The 13748-nt window shown below is 70.1% G+C and carries 11 protein-coding genes; 5 read left to right on the forward strand and 6 right to left on the reverse strand.

Going from position 1 to position 13748, the window contains the following annotated elements; translation table 11 throughout:
• Positions 1 to 2: 2 nt before the first annotated feature.
• From ACTIFV_RS14035 to ACTIFV_RS14050, 4 genes are all read right to left on the reverse strand, one after another.
• Positions 3 to 2315 (reverse strand): FdhF/YdeP family oxidoreductase, encoded by a 2313-nt coding sequence (locus tag ACTIFV_RS14035; protein WP_439593413.1) that lies wholly within the window; start codon positions 2313 to 2315, stop codon positions 3 to 5.
• 9 nt (positions 2316 to 2324) lie between these two features.
• Positions 2325 to 3899, reverse strand: coding sequence for an SDR family oxidoreductase (locus ACTIFV_RS14040; RefSeq protein WP_439593414.1), 1575 nt, complete (start codon positions 3897 to 3899; stop codon positions 2325 to 2327).
• Between the two features lie 47 nt (positions 3900 to 3946).
• Positions 3947 to 5890, reverse strand: coding sequence for a helicase HerA-like domain-containing protein (locus tag ACTIFV_RS14045; RefSeq protein ID WP_439593415.1), 1944 nt, complete (start codon positions 5888 to 5890; stop codon positions 3947 to 3949).
• 87 nt (positions 5891 to 5977) lie between these two features.
• Positions 5978 to 6652, reverse strand: coding sequence for a phosphatase PAP2 family protein (locus ACTIFV_RS14050; RefSeq protein WP_439593416.1), 675 nt, complete (start codon positions 6650 to 6652; stop codon positions 5978 to 5980).
• 40 nt (positions 6653 to 6692) lie between these two features.
• On the opposite strand from ACTIFV_RS14050, the gene ACTIFV_RS14055 reads away from it, so the two are divergent.
• Both ACTIFV_RS14055 and ACTIFV_RS14060 read left to right on the forward strand, forming a co-directional pair.
• Positions 6693 to 7181, forward strand: a complete 489-nt coding sequence (locus tag ACTIFV_RS14055) for a nitroreductase family deazaflavin-dependent oxidoreductase (protein ID WP_439593417.1) — start codon at positions 6693 to 6695, stop codon at positions 7179 to 7181.
• On the forward strand, positions 7181 to 7654 hold the full coding sequence (locus ACTIFV_RS14060) for a nitroreductase family deazaflavin-dependent oxidoreductase (protein ID WP_439593418.1): 474 nt from the start codon (positions 7181 to 7183) through the stop codon (positions 7652 to 7654). The genes ACTIFV_RS14055 and ACTIFV_RS14060 overlap by 1 nt, the downstream gene beginning before the upstream one ends.
• A gap of 3 nt (positions 7655 to 7657) precedes the next feature.
• On the opposite strand, the gene ACTIFV_RS14065 is transcribed toward ACTIFV_RS14060, so the two are convergent.
• The gene (locus ACTIFV_RS14065; protein ID WP_439593419.1) at positions 7658 to 9022 is read right to left on the reverse strand and encodes a multidrug effflux MFS transporter; all 1365 of its coding nucleotides are present in this window, start codon (positions 9020 to 9022) and stop codon (positions 7658 to 7660) included.
• Between the two features lie 265 nt (positions 9023 to 9287).
• Between ACTIFV_RS14065 and ACTIFV_RS14070 the strand changes: the two genes are divergently transcribed.
• Genes ACTIFV_RS14070 through ACTIFV_RS14080 form a run of 3 tightly spaced genes read left to right on the forward strand, consistent with a single transcriptional unit; the run spans position 9288 to position 11139 of the window.
• On the forward strand, positions 9288 to 10010 hold the full coding sequence (locus ACTIFV_RS14070; RefSeq protein ID WP_439593420.1) for a DUF3105 domain-containing protein: 723 nt from the start codon (positions 9288 to 9290) through the stop codon (positions 10008 to 10010).
• Between the two features lie 9 nt (positions 10011 to 10019).
• A complete protein-coding gene (locus ACTIFV_RS14075; protein ID WP_439593421.1) occupies positions 10020 to 10703 on the forward strand; it encodes a DUF305 domain-containing protein in 684 nt (227 codons plus the stop codon).
• A gap of 16 nt (positions 10704 to 10719) precedes the next feature.
• Positions 10720 to 11139 carry a hypothetical protein gene (locus ACTIFV_RS14080; RefSeq protein ID WP_439593422.1) on the forward strand — a complete coding sequence of 140 codons (420 nt, stop codon included), beginning with the start codon at positions 10720 to 10722 and terminating at the stop codon, positions 11137 to 11139.
• A gap of 118 nt (positions 11140 to 11257) precedes the next feature.
• Here ACTIFV_RS14080 and ACTIFV_RS14085 read toward each other — a convergent pair whose 3' ends face one another.
• Positions 11258 to 13693, reverse strand: coding sequence for an HAD-IC family P-type ATPase (locus ACTIFV_RS14085; RefSeq protein WP_439593423.1), 2436 nt, complete (start codon positions 13691 to 13693; stop codon positions 11258 to 11260).
• Positions 13694 to 13748 lie beyond the last annotated feature (55 nt).

Consider the following 13748-nt stretch of genomic DNA (forward strand, 5'->3'; position numbering starts at 1 on the left):
GTCTACGAGACCGGCTCCGTGCGGCGGGGTTCCTCGAGGCGATGCTCCAATCGGACGACGACGGACTTCGAGGTGGGCGTCCCGCTCACGTCGGCGACCGAGTCCAGCGGCACGAGGACGTTCGTCTCGGGATAGTAGGCGGCCGCGTTGCCGCGCGGAGTGGGATACGCCACGATCCGGAACGCCTCGGCTCGGCGCTCCTCGCGCATCCCATCGACGCTCTGCCATTCGGACACGAGATCGACGATCTCGCCGTCTGCGAATCCGAGAGCGACGATGTCCTTCGCGTTCACGAACACGACCCGTCGCCCGCCGTGGATGCCGCGATAGCGGTCGTCCTTGCCGTAGACCGTGGTGTTGTACTGATCGTGCGAGCGGAGTGTCTGCAGCAGCAGGCGACCGTGCGGGATGCGGGGATACCCGAGCGGATTGACGGTGAAGCGCGCCCGGCCGTCGACCGTCGCGAAGCGCCGCTCATCCCGCGGGCCGTTCGGCAGGCTCAGCGTGCGTCCCCTGTCGATGCGCTCCTCGAAGTCGTCGAAGCCCGGGACGACGCGCGCGATGTGACGACGGATGCCGGCGTAGTCGCGCTCGAGCTCCGCCCAATCGGCCTGCGGCGATCCCGTCCGTTCCCCGAACACGAGCGCGCACAGCCGCGCGACGATCGCGACTTCGCTCAGCAGCTCGTCCGACGGCGGCGCGAGGCGCCCGCGCGACGCGTGCACGGCGCCCATCGAGTCCTCGACCGTGACGCGCTGCTCGCGGTCGCGATCGGTGCGACCGAGGGTCGGGAGGATGAGCGCGCGTCGCCCGGTGACGACGTGGGAGCGATTGAGCTTCGTCGACACCTGAACCGTCAGATCGACCTGCCTCATGGCCGCTTCGACGACGGCGGTGTCGGGCGTCGCCGACACGAAGTTGCCGCCCATGCCCAGGAAGAAGCGCACGCGTCCGTCGCGCATCGCGCGGATCGCCTGGACGGTGTCGAACCCGTGCGCTCGCGGCGCGGAGAACGCGAACTCGGCGTCGAGCGCATCCAGGAAGGCCGGCGACGGCTTCTCGTAGATGCCGACCGTGCGGTCGCCCTGCACGTTCGAGTGGCCGCGGACGGGGCAGACCCCGGCACCCCGGCGGCCGATGTTGCCCTGGACGAGCAGCGCGTTCACGATCTCGCGGATCATCGGCACCGAGTGCTTGTGCTGCGTGAGCCCCATCGCCCAGCACACGATCGTCGCCTTCGAGGTGCGCACCGCTTCGGCCACGCGCCGCAGGCCGGACTCGGGGATGCCCGTCGCCGCGACGAGATCGGGCCACGCGGCATCCCTCATCGCCTGCGCGTACGCCTCGAAGCCGCTCGTGTGCGCGCGTACGAAGTCGTGGTCGACGGCGCCGTTCTCGACGAGGTGCTTGCCGATCGCCTGGAAGAGCGCCTGGTCGCCGCCGAGCCGGATCTGGACGAACTCATCGGCGAGCTTCGACCCGCCGAACGCGACGCCCCGGACGGTCTGCGGGTTCTCGAACCGCACGAGTCCGGCTTCGGGAAGCGGATTGACCGCGATGATCCGCGCGCCGTTGCGCTTGGCCTTCTCGAGCGCCGAGAGCATGCGCGGGTGGTTCGTGCCGGGGTTCTGCCCGGCGACGATGATGAGCTCGGCGTCGTGGATGTCGTCGATCGAGACGGTGCCCTTGCCGATCCCGATCGTCTCGGTGAGCGCGGATCCCGAGGACTCATGGCACATGTTCGAGCAGTCGGGGAGGTTGTTCGTGCCGACTCCGCGGACGAGCAGCTGGTACAGGAAGGCCGCCTCGTTCGAGGTGCGACCCGACGTGTAGAAGACGGCGTCGTCCGGGTCGTCGAGATCGCGCAGAGCCTGGGCGACGAGTCGGAGCGCGTCGTCCCACGCGATCGGCCGGTAGTGCGTCGCGCCGTCGTCGAGGAGCATGGGGTGCGTCAGCCGCCCCTGCTGGCCGAGCCACCACTCGTCGTGTCCCGCGAGGTCGGCGAGGGAAGGCTCGGCGAAGAACTCCGGTCCGACGCGGCGCAGCGTCGCCTCTTCGGCGACGGCCTTCGCGCCGTTCTCGCAGAACTCGGCGACATGCCGCTTGTCCTCCTCGGGCCACGCGCAGCCCGGGCAGTCGAAGCCGTCCTTCTGGTTCACCTGCACGAGCGTCTGGACCGAACGCACGAGCCCCATCTGCTCGGTCGCGATCTGCAGAGCGTGCACGACCGCCGGCACCCCGACTGCGACCTTCTTCGGCCGCGTGACGCGGATGCGCGTCTCGTCGATGTCGTTGCGCGGGGGCTTCGTCGCCATGCGCCCAGGCTAGGCCGTTCGGGCGGTGGGCAGCGCGTCCGGATGCGATGTCTCGACGATCTCCGTCTCGGCCGTCGCCGCGATCCGGCGCGCCATGCCGCTGAAGATGAAGCCGTGGAACGGCAGCACCGCGAGCCAGTACAGCCGACCCGCGAGGCCGTGCGGGAAGAACACCGCCCTCTGGTCGTAGCGGGAGCCTGCGGCATCCGGAGTCACGCGCATCTCGAGCCACGCGAGCCCCGGCACCTTCATCTCGGCGCGCAGGCGCAGGAACGATCCGGGCTCGATCGTCTCGACGCGCCAGAAGTCCAGCGCATCGCCGACCGCCAGCCGAGCCCGGCTGCGGCGTCCGCGCGCGAGTCCGATTCCGCCCACGAGGCGATCCATGATGCCGCGGACGGTCCACAGGAACCGCGAGGAGTACCACCCGTTGTCGCCGCCGATCCCCTGGATGACGCGCCAGAGCGCTTCGGGCGATGCGGTCGTGACCGCCGAGCGCACGTCGGTGAACACGATTCGGCCGGCCCATTCCGGATCGCTCGGCAGCGGATCGCTCGGGACGCCCGAGATCTCACCGTCCTGCCAGCTCGTCTCGATCGTGTCATCGCCCTCGCGGGCGAGCGCGAGTCGCACCGCGCGGCGGTAGGGCGTGAGTCCGTCGTGCGGCCGCGGGATGAGCGCGTCCACGTCGTGGTCCTTCACGACGCACTCGTTCTGCAGGGACTCCACGAGCGGGCGGGCGATGGATGCCGGAATCGGCGTGACGAGCCCGACCCAGTGCGAGGCGAGCCCGGGGGTGAGCACCGGCAGCGCCGCGATCGCACGCTGCGGGAGGCCTGCCTCGACGGCGTAGCCGTTCATCATCTGGCCGTACCGCAGCACGTCCGGCCCGCCGATGTCGACCGCGCGGTTCGCGTCCGCCGGGACCCGGGCCGCGCCCAGCAGGTAGTGCAGCACGTCGCGGACGGCGATCGGCTGGATGTGATTGCGCACCCACTTCGGCGCGGGCATGTAGGGCAGCACCTCGGTGAGGTGTCGCACCATCTCGAACGACGCCGATCCCGAGCCGATCACGACGCCGGCCTGCAGGACGAGCGTCGGCACACCCGAGGCGAGGAGGATCTCACCGACCTCGACGCGAGACCGAAGGTGCGGCGAGAGCTTCGCATCGTCTGGGTGGAGCCCGCCGAGGTACACGATGCGGTGCACGCCTGCGTCGGCGGCGGCGCCCGCGACGGTCCGCGCCGCGCGGCGGTCGGTGTCTTCGAACCCCTTGCCGGCCGACATCGAGTGGATCAGGTAGTACAGCACGTCGACGTCGGCGACCGCTCGGGCGACGGCATCCGGATCCGTCGCGTCGCCCTCGACCACCTCGACGTCGCCGCCCCACGAGAACGCCCCGAGGCGCCCCGCGTCCCGCGCGACGACCCTCACGCGGTAGCCCGCCGCGAGCAGGCGCGGCACCAGGCGGCCGCCGATGTAGCCCGTCGCTCCGAACACGAGCGCGCGCGGCGCCGTGCCGTCCTCGCGCGGCTCTGCCGTCAGCTCGGGCTCGCGCCCCGTGGGTGCTGTGAGATCGTCCATCGCCGCCACGCTACGCCGCGCGCCGGATGTCGGTCAGGGGTTGACAGCTAGCGCCTGCCGGTGCCGAAGAGTCCGCGGATGACGCCGTTGAGGATCGTCTGCGTCGACTTCGAGTTGAGCACCTGCTCGATCCCCGACTTCGGCGCACGGCTCGACGTGCGGGAGGTTCCCGCCGTCTTCTTGAGCAGACGCTCGTACTCGGCCTGAGCCTTCTTGTCGGCCGCGGCCTGGGCCTTGTCGATCGCCGCCTGCTGCTTGGCGAACTCGGCGTCGGCCTTCGCCTTCGCCAGCGCAGCTTCCTGAGCCGCGGCCGCGTCATCCGCCGCCTTCATCTTCGCCGTCAGGATCTCGCGCGCCGACTCGCGGTCGATCGCCGTGCCGTACTTCGCCAGGAGGAGGGATGCCTTGACCGCCGCGTCGATCGCGGGGTCGGGCGTCGGCGACATGAGCCCCTGCGGTGCGCGCAGGCGCGTCCAGGCCACCGGCGTCGGCGCGCCCTTCTCGCTCATGACCGTGACGATCGCCTCGCCCGTGCCGAGCTCCTGCAGCGTGCGCTCGAGGTCGTAGCCGGACTTCGGGTACGTGCCGACCGTCGCGCGGAGGGCCTTCGCGTCATCCGGGGTGAAGGCGCGCAGCGCGTGCTGCACGCGCGAGCCGAGCTGCGCGAGCACGTCGGAGGGCACGTCCTTCGGCGTCTGCGTCACGAAGAAGACGCCGACGCCCTTCGAGCGGATGAGGCGGACGGTCTGCGTGATCGCCGAGAGGAAGTCCTTCGAGGCGTCCTTGAAGAGCAGGTGGGCCTCGTCGAAGAAGAACACGAGCTTCGGCTTGTCGAGGTCGCCGACCTCGGGGAGGATCTCGAACAGCTCGGCCAGGAGGTACATGAGGAACGTCGAGAAGAGCGCGGGCTTGTCGGCGATGCCCGGCACCTCGAGCAGGCTGATGATGCCGCGCCCGTCGGGCGCCGTCCGCAGGAAGTCGGTCACCTCGAACTCGGGCTCGCCGAAGAAGACGTCGGCGCCCTCGTCGGCGAAGGTGATGAGCTCGCGCAGGATGACGCCCGCGGTCGCCGCGGAGAGTCCGCCGAGCTCCTTGAGCTCGGCCTTGCCCTCGTCGCCCGTGAGGTAGGTGAGCACGGCACGGAGGTCCGAGAGGTCCACGAGCGCGAGCCCGTTGGCGTCGGCGTAGTGGAACACGAGCCCGAGACTCGACTCCTGCGTCGCGTTGAGGCCGAGGACCTTGCTCAGCAGCAGCGGACCGAAGCCGCTGACGGTCGCGCGCACCGGCACCCCCTTGCCGATGCCGCCGAGCGCGAAGTACTCGGTGACCGATGCCTCGGGCTTCCACTCCTGCCCGATCGCCGCCGTCCGGGCGAGGAGCTTCTCGCTCGGCTCGCCCGGCGTCGCGACGCCCGAGAGGTCGCCCTTGATGTCGGCCGCGAAGACGGGCACGCCCTTGCTCGCGAGCTGCTCGGCGAGTCCCTGCAGCGTGCGGGTCTTGCCCGTGCCGGTCGCGCCGGCGACGAGACCGTGGCGGTTCATCATGCCCAGCGGGATGCGGATCTGGGCGGCGGCGACGGGCTCGGTGTTCATGAGTGCGCCGAGGTCCAGAGTCGTGCCCTCGAAGGTGTACCCCTTCACGACCGCGGCGATCTCTTCGGCGTCGAGCGGGCCCGAGGACGCTTCCACGGGCTCCGCGACGGAGGCCGGTGCGGAGGCGTTCGTATCGCTCGATCCGGCGTCTTCGTGGGGGGATTCCGCCCCGAGCGGCGCATTCGCCGGCGACTCCCCCTCAGCGGACCGATTCTCCTCATCAGCCGCAGGCGAGGGCGCGGATGCCGCGATCCCCGCCTTCGCCTTGGCCGCGTCGGCTTCGGCGGCGGCGAGCGCAGCCTTGGCTTGCGCGGCCTTGAGCAGGGCTTCAGCCGCTTCGGCCTCTGCGCGCAGACGTGCGAGTTCGGCTTCGGCGGCAGCGACGGCGGGGTCGGTCATGCGCTCAGCCTAGCCACGGGCACACGCGGGGCAGAAGGCACCCGCCGACCGTGAGGAGTCACCCGCTCGCAGGGGACGAGCGGAGTGTCAGAGCGAGAGCGACTTCTCCTGGGGAGAGAGCTCTCGCGAGAGGAGACGCGCGAAGGCGGCTGCCACGACGAGCGCCGCGCCCGCGCCCGCGAGCGCCCCGCCGAGCGTGTCGCTGAGCCAGTGCGCGTGCAGGTAGGTGCGGCTGAACGCCATGAGCAGCACCCAGGCGGCGCCGATGATGAGCACACCGAGACGCGGGAACAGGATGACGAAGACGGTCGCGAGCGTCGCCGCGCCGGCGACGTGCCCGGACGGGTACGAGCCGTAGTCCGAGTGCACCAGGATCTCCTCGGGACGAGCTCGCCCGAACGTCGTCTTGAGCAGCTGCACGAGCCCGGCGGAGATCGCCTGCGCCGCGATGAAGTAGGTCGCCGACCACGGCCGCCGCAGCAGCGCGAGCACGACCGCCCCGCCGATCGGCACGACCAGGACCGCGAACCACCCCCCGCCCAGGAAGTTCATCACGAGCGAGAACCCGCCGAGGATGGGCGACCAGCCCGACGCGAGCAGCGAGTTCCACCACACGTCGATCGCGAAGGCGGCGTTGCCTCGCGAGAAGAGCCACCAGCCGAGTCCGGCCGACAGCAGGATCAGCACGATGCCCGTCACCAGGATCGGCGCGACGCGCAGGGGGGATGCCGCCGCATCCCTCTCTCGTCGATTCGCCGCCATCCGCCCATTCTGCCGTGCGCGCGTGCGGGATGATGGCGCTATGACACGCGTCGTCGATGTGGTACGCGCCACGATCGCCCCCTTGACCCGCACACGGGCTTTCCGCCGTGCGGGGCCGTGGCTCATGCCGCGGCTGGAGCGGGTCTTCGCGGCCTTGACGGGAGGCAGGGTGCCGCTCAGCGGCCTGCTCGTGCCGTCGCTCGTGCTGCACACGACGGGGGCGAAGTCGGGCGAGCCGCGCGACGCGGCGCTCATGTACACCCCCGACGGTCAGGGCCGGGCGATCGTCGCCGGGACGAACTTCGCCGGCGGGCATCACCCGGCGTGGACGACGAATCTTCTCGCGCACCCGGATGCCGGGATCACGGTGCGCGGCCGGTTCATGCCGGTGCGGGCATCCCTCATCCCCGACGACGAGCGCGACGCCGCGTGGGCGCGCATCGAGCACCAGTGGCCCGGCTACCGCGACTACGAGAGGGCATCGGGACGCACCGTGAAGCTCTTCCGCCTCCAGCCGGTGCGCGCCTGATGCGCCTCCTCCGCACGATCACCGCGCCCCTCTCGCGGACGCCGTGGTTCCGGCGCTTCGCCGTCACGGCGCTTCCGCCGATGGAGCGCTGGACGTCGAGGGTGTCGGGTGGGCGCATCCAGCTCACCGCGTTCCTGGTGCCGTCCCTCGTCCTGCACACGATCGGCGCCAAGAGCGGCGAGCCGCGGGACGCGCCGCTCATGTACACGGCCGACGGCAAGGGCCGGGCGTACGTCGCCGGCACGAACTGGGCGGGGGCGACGCATCCCGCGTGGACGAACAACCTGCTGGCCCATCCCGACGCCGCCATCACGGTGCGCGGGAGGCGCATGAAGGTGCATGCGACTCTCGTGCCCGACGAGGAGCGCGACGCCGTCTGGGCGGTCCTCGAGCGTCAGTGGCCCGACTATCGCGAATACGAGCGCGACTCGGGGCGCGACGCCCGCATCTTCCTCCTGCAGCCCGTCCGCTGACCCCTACGGCGCGAGGCGCTCGACGGTGCGCGGCTGAACGACGAACCAGAGCGCGATCGCCCCGATGTTCGCGCAGCCGACCATGACGGTCGCCATCGTCGTCGCAGTGATGCCGGCATCCTTCGCGATCCACCCCACGAGCGGCGAGATGATGCCCGCGACCCCGAAGTTCGTCGCGCCGATGATCGACTGCGCGGTGCCGGCCGCCTTGCCGTGCCGGTCGAGCGCGAGCACCTGCACGCACGGGAAGGTGAACCCGCACGCCGTCATGAAGACGAAGAGCGGCACGACGGTGCCCCACAGGCCGAGACCGAGCTGGTCGGTGACGATGATGGATGCCGAGGCCAGCACGAGCACCCCGGTCGAGAACGCCATCACCCACTGAGGGCCGAATCGGGCGGCGAGCCGCGACGCGACCTGCACGCCGACGACGACGCCGAGCGAGTTGGCGGCGAACAGCATGCCGTACTGCTGCGCGTTGAAGCCGTACGAGATCTGGAAGAGGAACGACGACGACGAGAGGTACGAGAACAGCCCGCTGAAGGTCATGCCCCCGATGATGAGCACGCCGATGAAGACGCGGTCGCTGAAGACGCTCTTGTAGCGCTGCCAGATGGTCGTGCCGCCCTTCGCTCCGCGACGCGCGGGAGGCAGCGTCTCGGGCAGGAGGAAGAGGGATGCGGCGAGCATGACGGCGCCGTAGACCGCGAGCACGACGAAGACGCCGCGCCACGGCATGACGAGCAGCAGCGCGGACCCCACGAGCGGCGCGAGCACGGGCGCCACGCCGGAGACGAGGGCCAGCCGCGAGAGCATCGTCACGAGCCGCCGGCCGCCGAACAGGTCGCGCACCATGGCGGCGGCCACGACTCCTCCCGCCGCGGCGCCGGCGCCCTGGAAGAATCGCGCGACCATGAGCAGCTCGAGACTCGGGGCGAGGGCCGCGAAGATGCTCGCGAGCACGTGGACCGCCGTGACGGCGAGCAGCGGGACCCGGCGGCCGACCTTGTCGCTGAGGGGGCCTACGACGAGCTGGCCGATGGCGAAACCGACCATCGTGCCCGTGAGCGTCAGCTGGATCGCGGCGGCCGTCGTGTCGAAGTCCGCCTCGAGCACGGGGAACGCGGGAAGGTACAGGTCGATCGTGAACGGCCCGAGAGCCGTCAGCGCACCGAGCAGGATGATGTAGAGGACGCGCCGGCGGTTCGAGATCGAGTCGCCGGGGTGGAGCATGATCGGCGCCGTGGCCGGGTTCGGCCCGAGCGTGCGGATCGCGCCCGTTGCGGGCGGGATGCGGATCGAGCCCGTGGCGGTCGAGGGCTGCTCGCGTGCGGGCGGCGTGACGGGAACAGGAGCGGTATCGAGCACAGAGGTTTCGTTTCGGCGACGAGGCGGGAGCGTCGACGCCGGGGTCACCGGCTCAGGCGCGAGGAGGCGAATCGCAGGATCGAAGACGGACCGAATCGATTCGACACCCATGATACCGGATACTTCCCCCTTCCCGCGAGGGTCGATGCACCGACTCGAGTCCTCGGAGGTCGGGTACGGCCGGTTCCCAGCCAGTTGATCATTCAGCCGCATAGGCTGGAGGCGCCGATTCCGGCGAGACAGCAGCTCATCGACACGAGGCCTCATGACCCCGAGCACGACTCCCCCGCCTGCCGACAAGCGCACGAGCGGCCACCCGGCCAAGCAGGCCGAGATCAATCTGACCGTCAAGCAGCAGCGCGAGCAGAAGCGCCAGGAGAAGCTGGCCGAGTACCAGAAGCAGCTCGCGAAGCGACGCCGCGGCAAGATCGTGTGGTGGACCGTCGGCTCGGCGGCAGCGGTCATCGTGGTCGGGGCGATCGTGGCATCCATCGTCTTCCAGCCCGCTCCTCCGGCGTCGTACGAGGCCGGCGGCGGCACGGGTGCGGTGATCGAGGGCGTCGAGACGTTCGACAACGAGACGCAGCACGTCGAGGGCACCGTGGACTACCCGCAGAACCCGCCCGCGGGTGGCCCGCACAACGCCGTCTGGCTCAACTGCGGCATCTACGACCAGCCGCAGCAGAACGAGAACGCCGTGCACGCGCTCGAGCACGGCGCCGTGTGGGTCACCTACGACCCGGCCGTCATCTCGGGCGATGCGCTCGCGACGCTCAAGTCGGTGCTGCCGTCGACGTACGTCATCCTCTCGCCGTACGAGGGAATGGACACTCCCATCGCGGTGAGCAACTGGAACCACCAGCTCAAGGTCGACTCGGCCGACGACCCGCGCATCGCGGAGTTCTTCACCGAGTACTGGCGCTCGAACGACGTCCCCGAGCCCGGCGCGCTGTGCACGGGCGCGATCGACGGTCCCGGCAAGCAGTAGGTCCTGCCCGTGAGCGAGAGCGGTGAGACACCGGTCGCCGGCTGGCGCCGGTGGCTGCTGATCGCCGTCGTCGCGCTCGGCGTCGCGGGTCTCGCGTTCGCGATCGGCCGCTTCTCGACCTTCGGCGCAAACTCGTCGGTGGTGACCCCCTCGACGGACTCGGCGGATGCCGGGTTCGCGCGCGACATGCAGATCCACCATGCGCAGGCGATCGACATGGCGATGGAGATCTACCGCAAGACGGACGATCAGGAGCTCCGCATCCTGGCCTACGACATCGCGACATCGCAGGCCGAGCAGAAGGGCCAGATGTACGACTGGCTCGTCAAGTGGGGGCTGTCGCAGTCCGGCGGCCCGCTCATGTCGTGGATGACGACGGCGGACGGCGGTCACGCCCACGGCGGAACCACGACGGGCGAGACGCCCACAGACGAGGAGCTCCGCGTCGCGATGGGCATGGCCTCCGCCGATGAGCTCGCCGCGCTGCAGGCGGCGAGCGGTCGAGAAGCCGACTGCCTCTTCCTCTCGCTCATGATCCGGCACCACCAGGCGGCGATCCCCATGGCCGAAGCGCTGCTCGAACTCGGCTCCGACCCGCGCGCACATGCCGTCGCCGAGGCCATGAAGAACGGTCAGACGGCCGAGATCGATGCGATGGAGTCGATGCAATCGCGCCTGCAGTGCAGCGGCTGAGCGCTAACCTGGGCCCGTGAGCGAGGCATCCGTCGACACCGTCAGACGACCCGTGGTCGTCACCATCGCGATCGTGCTGGTGTACATCACCGCCTTCACGAGCATCGCGCTCGGCATCCTCGTGCTCCTGAGCCGCTACGACGTGCCGCGCGACGAGGTCCTGACGGTCTCTCTGCTGGGCGCGGCGGTCATCCTGCTCGGGCTGCTCATGATCGCGGTCGCCTCGGGCCTCGCGCGCGGCAGCCGCTTCTCACGTCTGCTCATCACGATCTACCTCGTGATCTCCCTCGCCCTCCACGTCACGACGATCGTCACCACGGACGGCTGGCAGGGGTCGGCGATCACGCAGGGCGTCATCGAGATCGCCGTCCTGTGCGTGCTCTGGCTGCCGCCCGGCTCACGGTTCTTCGCGGCCACGACCCAGGTCACGGCCTAGCAGCGACGCATCCCCTCGCCGAACCCACGCACTTTCTTCGAACCCACTCGATTTCGTCGACGGAAGTACGTGGGTTCACGCAAAGCGAGTGGTTCGCGCAGGCTGCGGGTCAGCGGGCTCAGCGCGTGCCCGCGGCGCCGAGCGACTTCGCGACGTACCGGCGGTGGAAGAACCGCACGATCTCGATGCCGCCGATCGTCACGATCGTGATGCCCGCGATGAGCCACGCGCACTCCTGGCCGGGGTCGACGAGCTGGAAGAACTCGGTGGCGATCGGGATGCTGAACACCAGCACGAGGCCGATGAACATCGCCCCGATCACGAGCGCCTTGACGCGGGTGACGGGTCGCGAGAGCACCGTGAGCACCCAGATGCCGACGATCGCGAGGATGATCGTCGACCCCGTGCGCAGTTCGGGCTCGGGCACCTGCAACGCCATGGCGAGACGCGTGTAGACCGTGAGGGCGATCGCGATGATGATGCCGGAAGGGATCGCGAAGCTCAGCGAGCGGCGCAGGAATCCGGGCACGTAGCGCTGGGCGTTCGGCAGGAGGGCGAGGAAGAACGCCGGGATGCCGATCGTCAGACCGTCGGTGATCGAGAGCTGCCTGGGCAGGAACGGGAACTCCAGCACCATGACGCCGAAGAGGATCGCCAGGCCCGTCGCATACGCCGTCTTCGTCAGGAACAGCATCGAGACGCGCTCGATGTTGGCGATCACCTGGCGACCCTCGGCGACGACATCGGGCAGATGAGAGAACTGGCCGTCGAGCAGCACGAGTCGTGCGACGGCCTTGGTGGCGGCGGAGCCGGAGTTCATCGCGATGCCGATGTCCGCCGTCTTGATCGCGAGAGCGTCGTTGACCCCGTCGCCGGTCATGGCGACCGTGTGCCCGCGCGACTGCAGCGCGACGACCATGCGCTTCTTCTGCTCCGGTGTGACGCGGCCGAAGACGAGGTTCTCCTCGAGCACGCGACCGAGCTCGGCGTCGTCCTCGGGCAGTTTTCGTGCGTCGAATCCCTGGGGAGCGTCGAGTCCGACCTCGCGGGCGATCGCGGCGACCGTGCGCGGGTTGTCGCCGGAGATGACGCGGATGCCGACCCCCTGCTCGCCGAAGTAGGCGAGCGTCTGCGCGGCATCCGGTCTCACCTGCTCGCGGAAGGTCAGGACGACCGCGGGGACGACGTCGTGCGGCAGTCGCTCGGCCGCGACGTCCGCCTCGTCGATCGCCGTGGACGAATGCGCGAGCACGAGTGTGCGTCGGCCGGTCGAGGCGAGCTCGGTCACGACGCGACCCAGCGGGGTGGTCGCGTCGGTCGCGGCATCCCCGAACACCATCTCGGGTGCCCCGAGCACCCAGGTCCCGGGCTCTCCCGAGGCGAACGAGACAGCGCTCCACTTGCGTGCGGACGAGAACGGGATGTACGCCGAGACGTCGAGCGGCGCGGCGACCGGGTACGGCACGCGCAGGCACTTGGCGGTCGCGTTCGCGTCGGGCGCCGACCCGTACCAGGCGAGCACGTCCTCGAAGCCCGACGATCCCCCCTCGAGCGGGTGGGCTCCGTCGAAGTCGATGTCCCCCGCCGTGAGCGTGCCTGTCTTGTCGAGGCAGATGATGTCGACCCGCGCGAGCCCCTCGACGGCAGGCAGCTCGTTGACGAGCACCTTGCGGTTGGCGAGCTTCGCGGCGCCGACGGCGAATGCGATGCTCGTCATGAGCACGAGACCCAGCGGGATCATCGCCGTGAGCGACGCGATGGTGTTGACGACCGCCTGAACCCAGGTGCCGGTCTCCCAGGCCGTCACCCAGCCGCCCGCGACCATCATCTGCGCGTTGAGCACGAGCAGACCGATCGGGCCGATCCCCCACCCCACCCACTTCAGCACCCGGTTGACCGAGGTGCGCAGCTCCGACGACACGAGCGAGAAGCGCTTCGCCTCGCCCGCGAACTGGTTGGCGTACGAATCCGCGCCGACGCGGTCGACCTGGGCGGCGCCCTCGCCGGCCACGACGATCGATCCCGAGAGCGCCTCGTCGCCGGGCTTCTTGTCGACGGCATCGGACTCGCCGGTGAGCATGGACTCGTCGATCTGCAGCGCCCGCGACTCCGAGACCACGGCGTCGGCGGGCACCTCATCGCCCGCGCGCAGCACGAGGATGTCGTCCAGCACGACCTCGCTCGGAGCCAGATCGACCTCGACGCCGTCGCGGCGCACGCGCGCGGCCGAAGCGTTGAGCAGCGCGAGCTTGTCGAGTGCCGCCTTCGCGCGGAACTCCTGCCAGCAGCCGATGATCGAGTTCGCGAACGCCGCGAGGCCGAAGATCGCATCCTGCCAGCGGCCGAGCAGCAGCAGCACGAAGAAGCATGCGAAGACGATCCCGTTGAACAGCGTGAAGACGTTGGCGCGGACGATGCTCCACACGCCGCGGCTCGTGTCGGCCTTGTACGCGTTGGTGCGGCCCGCCGCGATGCGCTCCGCGACGTCGGCGGCGGTCAGGCCCGCAGCGGGATCGACGGATCGTGACGAGGTCGCGGCGGGAGCGGCATCCATGGACTCACCCTAGTGACGCGCGGGAGCGCGGCACACGAAGCGCACGGACGCAATC

The sequence above is a fragment of the Microbacterium sp. genome (assembly GCF_051860965.1).
Classification (GTDB): domain Bacteria; phylum Actinomycetota; class Actinomycetes; order Actinomycetales; family Microbacteriaceae; genus Microbacterium.

Excerpts from the sequence above, each read along its gene's own strand:
- ACTIFV_RS14035 (WP_439593413.1), bottom strand. The coding sequence starts at position 2,315 with ATGGCGACGAAGCCCCCGCGCAACGACATCGACGAGACGCGCATCCGC.
- ACTIFV_RS14040 (WP_439593414.1), bottom strand. The coding sequence starts at position 3,899 with ATGGACGATCTCACAGCACCCACGGGGCGCGAGCCCGAGCTGACGGCA.
- ACTIFV_RS14045 (WP_439593415.1), bottom strand. The coding sequence starts at position 5,890 with ATGACCGACCCCGCCGTCGCTGCCGCCGAAGCCGAACTCGCACGTCTG.
- ACTIFV_RS14050 (WP_439593416.1), bottom strand. The coding sequence starts at position 6,652 with ATGGCGGCGAATCGACGAGAGAGGGATGCGGCGGCATCCCCCCTGCGC.
- ACTIFV_RS14055 (WP_439593417.1), top strand. The coding sequence starts at position 6,693 with ATGACACGCGTCGTCGATGTGGTACGCGCCACGATCGCCCCCTTGACC.
- ACTIFV_RS14060 (WP_439593418.1), top strand. The coding sequence starts at position 7,181 with ATGCGCCTCCTCCGCACGATCACCGCGCCCCTCTCGCGGACGCCGTGG.
- ACTIFV_RS14070 (WP_439593420.1), top strand. The coding sequence starts at position 9,288 with ATGACCCCGAGCACGACTCCCCCGCCTGCCGACAAGCGCACGAGCGGC.
- ACTIFV_RS14085 (WP_439593423.1), bottom strand. The coding sequence starts at position 13,693 with ATGGATGCCGCTCCCGCCGCGACCTCGTCACGATCCGTCGATCCCGCT.